We start from the raw sequence: 7512 nt of genomic DNA on the forward strand, positions 1-7512 counted from the left end.
AAGCGAATTATCCATGTTGACTGGTATTAAGGGCGTGTTTTACACGAGTGAATATATAACTGAAGAGCCGGATGCGGTAATTCCGCACGTCCGGATCTGTGTGGGGGCGGCTCAGTAATGGGTCGTTCTACCACGATAACATATTAGAGAAAGGAGGCAACATTGAGTATTGATTTATGGGTGAGTATTGCTCTAGCTATTCCTCTTGCAATAGTCGCAAATTTGTTCACTCCTCTACTTCAGAAATGGCTTGATTCCCGATTGGAGCGGAGCAAAAAAGCAAAAATAGAAAGCAAACAGATTGCTAGAAAACTTCAGCTTGAAAAGCTCAATAAAGAATTAATTGAAGTATCGAAATATCATTCTGATAAAAATGAATTAAATCAGTTATATCTTGTATCACTTATAAAAATTGCAATGTACGGGGCAATTGGTGCTATCTATGGTTCAATATTTCCCTTTATGGGTGAACTCAGTGGCTGGTATGGCTTAGGTGGCCTTATCGGCAGAACAGGAGCGCAGGTGACAGCATTTGCAGTTTCAATGCTGATTTTTATGACTTGCTCTCAAACTATGCGAATGCATAAAAAAGTTAGAGACTTTGATGAATACGAACAAAGTACTAAAGCTATTATTGCCGAGCTCGAGAAAGAAAATGTTTAACAAGGCCAGTCAGCAATGGCCACTGCGTGGCCTGGACCTCAAATCCGCTGCGCGGCTTTTCGGCAGCTACTGGCGGCGTTAAGCAATAAACCATCGCAGGAGGAAGGCATGTCTATAAAAGAAAAATTTGAATCGCATCCTGTTGTATTTGGGTTATCGCTTCTCGCTGTTGGCTTTACTGCTGGATTTGCTGCAAGAGGTTACTTTCTGTCGGAATTTAAAAATCCAGAAGCACCAGCTCATACAGTACAAAAAGCCACAATCTGCCAAGTAGAAAACCTAGCTGCGCTTGAGGGCAATCACGGCCAGAGGGTTTTAAAGCTACAAGAAACGCTTATGGTGCTAGAGGCAAAGGCTACAGACGAAATGAAAATCAGCTCTTATCAACAAAAATATAAAGAAAGCGCAGAGCGTGTAAGAAATGACATCGCTAAAGAAAACGAAAATTATCAATCGGCAATAAAACAACTTAATCTTCGCTGTAAACAAGCTTAACAAAGCGGTCAAACATCGTTCCGCTTCGCTCCACTGGACAGAATTTCAATCAAAAGGGTCAGTGTCGCTGATTTTGTGGAGGGTAGAGTCGTAGCTAGTTAACGGCTGCTCTGCATAGCGGCTGCTACAGCGCACTAAGAAATGCTCCACCATCAACAATATTGCCTTGCGCTAAGTCGTCCTTCGCTGCGTTAAAACAGTGCTTAAGGTACGCCGTTTTAAACACTTCTGGCTGCGCATCTTGTGGTAACTCATCGAAGTTTAAGCTGGTTTCATCGGTGGCTAGTGTCGGCATAATTGTATCCATAGCAAAAGTTACGATATCAGTTTCGCTGATAACTGGATATGGCTAAATTGTGCTAACTTATCAAGGATTAGCCTGTTTTGTGAAGAGAAGCAACTTAACTTGACTTGATAATTAAGCGTTAACTATTATGATGTCGCGTAACAACACCCCTCCCGCTACCCGTAAGATCAGCGCCCTGTGAGGGGTTACTTTTTTTAGAGTTTCGCTAAGGTTTTAGCTGCGTCCCGAGTTATCCCCGATTGCCGGACCAGCTACAGCCGGTCCCTTGAGTAAGCTTTGGTCAGGTTAGAATATATAAATAAATCCGATGCCTACTTCGGCTTCATAGTTGCCACGGGCGATGGGGCTGTTGCGTACGTCGCTACTGAAGTGCTCGTACAGCGCCTCGGCGAAAATTTGCCAGTTCTCGTTGATATTATGGCGGTAGTTGTAATCAATGCCGATAGAGCGTAGGCCGCCACTCAGGTTGGTTTCAGCTAAACCCGACGCCAGCGATTGCTCTGCGGTTATGCCGAAACCGGTATTGGCATATTTGCTGTCGTGAAATACTGCTACCAGGTTAATCTCCGATCCGGAACCGTCGGTTTTATCGCCAAAGCGCCGTCCCACGCCAAACAATGCAAGATTGCCGTTGTCTCCGGTAACCAGCCGGCTTACCAACCAATAACGCCAGTCGTTGCTAAAAGCCCGCCGTGCCTGCAGCACTACTTCAAAGCCTTCTTCGGTGTTACCCAGCCCATCAAGGCGGCCATCGTCTGATTCGTTTTCTTCGCGGCCTTCATCAAAGCCAATTAAGGCTTCCAGTAGCCAGGTGTCTGCCCGTACGCCGCGCCAGCCCAGTGCTTCACCGGCAAAGTAGAAAATATCATCACCGCGGCGCCATTGTATTGCGCCGGCTGGCTGTACTTCAAAACCAAATTCGTCTGACCCTTCGTAAGCGGTTTCGTACTCGATACCCGCGCCCAGCGCGAACGCCCAACCGTCATTACCCCGGGTAAAGTCGTCTACCGAAGGTAAAGGCAGCAGTGCTGTTTTGTCGTCCTGCGCTAATACGGTTTGAGGCAAAAAACCATGTAGTAAAGTAACTAACAGTAAACCGGTAAACTTTTTCATGTAAAACCTCACCTGTGTTAGCAGGCCAGAATGCAGCGTGAGTAAGTGTTCAGCTTCGGTTTACGGTTAACTTTTATAAGTAGATCTTATTGACGTACTTTTTATTACTTAAGCTCAGTCAGCTTTGTTATTTGTGCATCAAAACCGCCCTCTGCCAGTTTAATTACTACCTTATCACCGGCTTTAAGCTGGCTGCTGGAAGTGACCACCTGTTGTTTATTGTCAAAGGTAATGCTGTAACCGCGGGCTAAGGTAGCCAGCGGGCTTACGGTGTTTAGCTGGCTGCTTAACTGCGCCAGTTGTTGTTTGCTTTGCTTTAACTGCATCTGCTGGGCGTTAATAAGCCGGCGTTCGAGCTGATTAATATGCTGTGTATGCTGTAGCAGGGTTTTTAGCGGCGATAACTGGCGCAGGCTTTTATCCAGATATTGTTGTTGTTGCTGTGTGGCGCTAATTTTACGCTTAATATGCGCGCTAAGGCGCAGTTGTAGCTCGTCCAGCCGCTGTTGTTGCTGCTGTAAGCGCCGTTTGGGGTGTAAGGCTAACAAGCGCTGGCTTAGGTTAATAAGTTTTGGCGCCACTTGCTGCATGCGGGCGCGCTGGGCTTGAATTAATGCGTTGCGTAGCCTGGCTATTCGTTCTAATAAATGGCTTTGATCCGGTGATACCAGCTCTGCCGCGGCCGAAGGCGTTGGCGCGCGTACATCGGCGACAAAATCGGTTAGAGCAAAATCAATTTCGTGGCCGACGGCGCTAACAATTGGAATAGGGCAAGCCGCCACAGCACGGCACAGCTGTTCGTCGTTAAAACACCATAAATCTTCTAACGAACCACCGCCACGGCCAATAATCAGCACATCGACTTCGTTACGGCGTATTGCGCTGCTTAGCATGTTGCGCAGCTGCGCGGCGGCCGTATCCCCTTGCACTTGCGACGGGTAAACGATGACTTCAATGCCGGGGGCGCGGCGGTTAAGCACCGTAACAATATCGCGAATGGCGGCGCCGGTAGGGGAGGTAATAACACCAACACGCTGCACCTGTGCTGGTAGGGGTCTTTTTATCGCCGGGTCGAATAAGCCCTCAGCGGCCAGTTTGGCTTTTAGCTGTTCAAATTGCTGCTTGAGTAAACCGGCACCGGCGCTTTCAATAAATTCTGCCAGTAACTGGTATTCACCGCGTGGCTCGTAAACACTGATACGAGCGCGAATAAGCACCTGCTGGCCATTTTGCGGCCGAAAACTACTGTTGCGGTTAGCTTGTTTAAACATGGCGCATTTTACCTGCGCCGCGCTGTCTTTTAACGAAAAGTACCAATGGCCACTGGCTGCAGCGACAAAATTAGAGATTTCGCCTTGCAGCCAAAGGGTTTGAAATTGCAGTTCCAGCGTTAAGCGGACTTCGCTGTTTAAGCGGGAAACAGTATAAATATCGGGGTTTTGCGCAGTATTTTGCATGGCAGCTCATGTTTGCAGCGGTAACAACCTGGGGCCAGAATAACATAAAATAAAAAAGCGTTTGTGATACGCCAACAAAACCGTTAAAATTGCGCCGCAACATTCCCTATCTTTTCAGCCACCGCGAGATTGTTGCAATGCTCAGGATCAAACAAGAAGCCCTCACCTTTGACGACGTGTTATTGGTACCGGCGCACTCTACTGTTCTACCCCATACCGCCGATTTACGCACCCGACTGACTAAAAGCATTACGCTGAATATTCCTATGGTTTCTGCTTCAATGGACACCGTAACGGAAGCCCGTTTAGCCATTGCGCTAGCGCAGGAAGGCGGCTTAGGTTTTATTCATAAAAATATGACCATTGAAGATCAAGCGGCCAACGTTCGTAAAGTTAAAAAATACGAAAGCGGTGTGGTGTCAGACCCGGTTACTGTGACACCGGATATGAGTATCCGCGATGTGCAGTCGCTTGCGCAGCAGCATGGTTTCTCCGGTTTTCCGGTGGTAGATGCCAGCCATAATCTGGTGGGTATGCTTACCAGCCGTGATATGAGCTTTGAAGCGAATAACAACGAAAAAGTCTCAAGCTTAATGACGCCACGCGAGCGCTTGGTTACCGTACTGGAAACCGACCCACGCGAAGAAGCGTTTAAGCGCATGCACGAGCATCGCATTGAAAAAGTGTTAGTGGTAGATGGCGCCTTTAAATTAAAAGGCCTTATTACCGTTCGCGATTATTACAAAGCCGCCAGTAAGCCAAACGCCTGTAAAGACGAGTTAGGCCGGTTACGTGTAGGCGCTGCTGTTGGCGTAGGCCCTGGTACAGACGAGCGTATTGCTGCGCTGGTTGAAGCCGGTGTGGATATTCTGCTGATCGATACCTCGCATGGTCATTCACAAGGGGTTATTGACCGTGTTAAGCAAACCCGCGCGCAATACCCGGATTTGCAAATTGTTGCCGGTAACGTGGCTACGGCCGAAGGTGCTAAAGCGCTGGCTGAAGCTGGCGCCAATGCGGTTAAAGTGGGTATAGGCCCGGGTTCAATTTGTACCACCCGTATTGTTACCGGTTGTGGTGTGCCACAAATTACCGCTATTTCAGAAGCGGTTATGGGCGTGGCCGGCACCGACGTCACCATTATTGCTGATGGCGGTATTCGCTTCTCTGGCGATGTGGCCAAGGCCCTGGTGGCCGGTGCTAACTGCGTGATGGTAGGCTCAATGTTTGCCGGTACGGAAGAAGCGCCAGGCGATGTTGAGTTGTATCAGGGCCGTTACTATAAATCTTACCGTGGAATGGGCTCGTTAGGCGCGATGTCGCAGCGCAATGGTTCGTCAGACCGCTATTTCCAGGGCAGTAACAATGCTGAAAAACTGGTACCGGAAGGTATTGAAGGCCGTGTTGCCTATAAAGGCCCAATGGAAAACATTATTCACCAGCAAATGGGTGGCCTGCGCAGTGCTATGGGCTTAACAGGATGCCCAACCATTGACGAACTGCGTACTAAACCAGAGTTTGTTCGGGTAACGTCTGCCGGTATGGGCGAGTCGCACGTACACGATGTGCAAATTACCAAAGAAGCACCAAACTACCGTTTAGGCTAAACTGATTTCGGTTTTATCGGCTGGCTCACACCAGCCGCTTTACTTTTTAAAGGTCGCTATGAACAAAAACATTCATCACCACCGCATCTTAATCCTCGACTTTGGTTCACAGTACACTCAGCTGATTGCACGGCGCGTGCGCGAAATTGGCGTGTATTGCGAGCTGTGGGCCTGGGATGTAACTGAAGAGCAAATTCGTGACTTTAACCCAACCGGTATTATTTTGTCCGGTGGCCCGGAAAGTGTGCACGAAGCAAATTCTCCGCGCGCTCCTCAGTATGTGTTTGAAGCGGGTGTGCCGGTATTGGGCATTTGCTACGGGATGCAAACCATGGCCGAGCAGTTAGGCGGCAAGGTGCAGGGCTCGGACATGCGCGAGTTTGGCTATGCTCAGGTTGAAGTGGTTGCAGCGAACGATTTATTTGCCAAAATTGAAGACCACGTTGGCGGTAACGGTAATGCTTTGTTAGACGTGTGGATGAGCCACGGCGACAAGGTAGTGCAAGTTCCAGACGGGTTTATAACCTGTGCTGCAACGCCAACCTGCCCACATGCGGGCATGGTAGACGAAGTACGCCAGTTCTACGGTGTGCAGTTCCATCCTGAAGTTACCCATACGCGTCAGGGCCTGCGTATGCTGGAGCATTTCGTTGCCGATATTTGTGGCTGCGACAAGTTGTGGACCCCGGCGTCGATTATTGAAGATGCCATTATCCGCTTAAAGCAGCAAATAGGTGATGACCAGGTTATTTTAGGTTTATCTGGTGGGGTAGACAGCTCGGTAGTAGCGATGTTGTTGCACCGCGCCATTGGCAAAAACCTGACCTGTGTGTTCGTTGATAACGGCTTGCTGCGCTTAAACGAAGGCAAGCAGGTGATGGACATGTTTGGTGACCATTTTGGTCTTAACATCATTAAAGTTGATGCTGAAGATCGCTTCCTTGATGCGTTAGCAGGCCAGAATGACCCTGAAGTTAAACGTAAAACCATCGGCCGCGTGTTTGTTGAAGTGTTTGATGAACAGTCGCAACTGCTGGAAAACGCCAAGTGGCTGGCGCAGGGCACCATTTACCCTGACGTGATTGAATCTGCTGGCTCTGCCACCGGTAAAGCGCACGTAATTAAATCGCACCATAACGTTGGCGGCCTGCCAGCGCATATGAAGCTGGGTTTAGTTGAGCCACTGCGTGAGCTGTTTAAAGACGAAGTGCGTAAAGTGGGCTTAGAGCTTGGCCTGCCATACGACATGCTGTACCGTCACCCGTTCCCGGGACCCGGTTTAGGTGTTCGTGTATTGGGCGAAATTAAAAAAGACTACTGCGATATCCTGCGCCGTGCCGACGCGATTTTTATTGAAGAGCTACACAAAGCCGACCTTTACAACAAAGTAAGCCAGGCGTTTGCGGTATTCTTGCCGGTAAAATCAGTCGGTGTAATGGGCGATGCGCGTAAGTATGATTGGGTAGTATCACTGCGTGCCGTAGAAACCATCGACTTTATGACCGCGCACTGGGCACACCTGCCATACGAGCTGCTGGGTAAGGTGTCAAACCGTATTATCAATGAGATCAACGGCATATCCCGCGTGGTATACGATATCAGCGGCAAGCCGCCAGCGACGATAGAGTGGGAATAACCCCCTTAAGCTAAATAAAAAAGGCCAGCGCAATGCTTAATGCCGATCAGTTAAGAAATATTTTCCTGATCGGTTGACCGATCCTGTGGAGATGTAAGAATCCGATGAGCCGTTAAGCCATCGGATTTTTTTATGGAATTGTCAGAAGCATTAGCACGCACGTCAATCAACCGCCTTACCGAATTTGCATCGCTGTCCGATGTTCTGGAACCCGATATTATCCAGTCTTGCCTG

Annotated in this window: 7 protein-coding genes; 4 read left to right on the forward strand and 3 right to left on the reverse strand. The window is 48.7% G+C overall.

What is annotated here, in order from left to right:
- Window positions 1-162 precede the first annotated feature (162 nt).
- Together H595_RS0118855 and H595_RS0118860 are read left to right on the forward strand one after the other, a co-directional pair.
- Window positions 163-663, forward strand: a complete 501-nt coding sequence (locus tag H595_RS0118855; RefSeq protein ID WP_027672559.1) for a hypothetical protein — start codon at window positions 163-165, stop codon at window positions 661-663.
- Between the two features lie 108 nt (window positions 664-771).
- A complete protein-coding gene (locus tag H595_RS0118860) occupies window positions 772-1158 on the forward strand; it encodes a hypothetical protein (RefSeq protein ID WP_156886027.1) in 387 nt (128 codons plus the stop codon).
- A gap of 124 nt (window positions 1159-1282) precedes the next feature.
- Here the strand turns inward: H595_RS0118860 and H595_RS23980 are convergent, their stop codons facing one another.
- From H595_RS23980 to xseA, 3 genes are all read right to left on the reverse strand, one after another.
- Window positions 1283-1453 carry a prevent-host-death protein gene (locus tag H595_RS23980; protein WP_156886028.1) on the reverse strand — a complete coding sequence of 57 codons (171 nt, stop codon included), beginning with the start codon at window positions 1451-1453 and terminating at the stop codon, window positions 1283-1285.
- A gap of 297 nt (window positions 1454-1750) precedes the next feature.
- On the reverse strand, window positions 1751-2578 hold the full coding sequence (locus tag H595_RS0118870) for a MipA/OmpV family protein (protein WP_027672561.1): 828 nt from the start codon (window positions 2576-2578) through the stop codon (window positions 1751-1753).
- 104 nt (window positions 2579-2682) lie between these two features.
- The gene (gene xseA, locus H595_RS0118875) at window positions 2683-4035 is read right to left on the reverse strand and encodes an exodeoxyribonuclease VII large subunit (RefSeq protein ID WP_027672562.1); all 1353 of its coding nucleotides are present in this window, start codon (window positions 4033-4035) and stop codon (window positions 2683-2685) included.
- Between the two features lie 137 nt (window positions 4036-4172).
- Here xseA and guaB point away from each other — a divergent pair, with 137 nt between their 5' ends.
- Window positions 4173-5642: an IMP dehydrogenase gene (guaB, locus tag H595_RS0118880; protein ID WP_027672563.1), complete on the forward strand. Its 1470-nt coding sequence runs from the start codon at window positions 4173-4175 to the stop codon at window positions 5640-5642.
- Between the two features lie 58 nt (window positions 5643-5700).
- Window positions 5701-7278, forward strand: coding sequence for a glutamine-hydrolyzing GMP synthase (guaA, locus tag H595_RS0118885; RefSeq protein ID WP_027672564.1), 1578 nt, complete (start codon window positions 5701-5703; stop codon window positions 7276-7278).
- Window positions 7279-7512: the final 234 nt, after the last annotated feature.

Origin of the sequence: Rheinheimera baltica DSM 14885 (genome assembly GCF_000425345.1) — a bacterium.
In the GTDB taxonomy this organism is placed as follows: Bacteria; Pseudomonadota; Gammaproteobacteria; order Enterobacterales; family Alteromonadaceae; genus Alishewanella; species Alishewanella baltica.

Excerpts from the sequence above, each read along its gene's own strand:
- H595_RS23980 (WP_156886028.1), bottom strand. The coding sequence starts at position 1,453 with ATGCCGACACTAGCCACCGATGAAACCAGCTTAAACTTCGATGAGTTA.
- xseA (WP_027672562.1), bottom strand. The coding sequence starts at position 4,035 with ATGCAAAATACTGCGCAAAACCCCGATATTTATACTGTTTCCCGCTTA.
- guaA (WP_027672564.1), top strand. The coding sequence starts at position 5,701 with ATGAACAAAAACATTCATCACCACCGCATCTTAATCCTCGACTTTGGT.
- H595_RS0118860 (WP_156886027.1), top strand. The coding sequence starts at position 772 with ATGTCTATAAAAGAAAAATTTGAATCGCATCCTGTTGTATTTGGGTTA.
- guaB (WP_027672563.1), top strand. The coding sequence starts at position 4,173 with ATGCTCAGGATCAAACAAGAAGCCCTCACCTTTGACGACGTGTTATTG.
- H595_RS0118870 (WP_027672561.1), bottom strand. The coding sequence starts at position 2,578 with ATGAAAAAGTTTACCGGTTTACTGTTAGTTACTTTACTACATGGTTTT.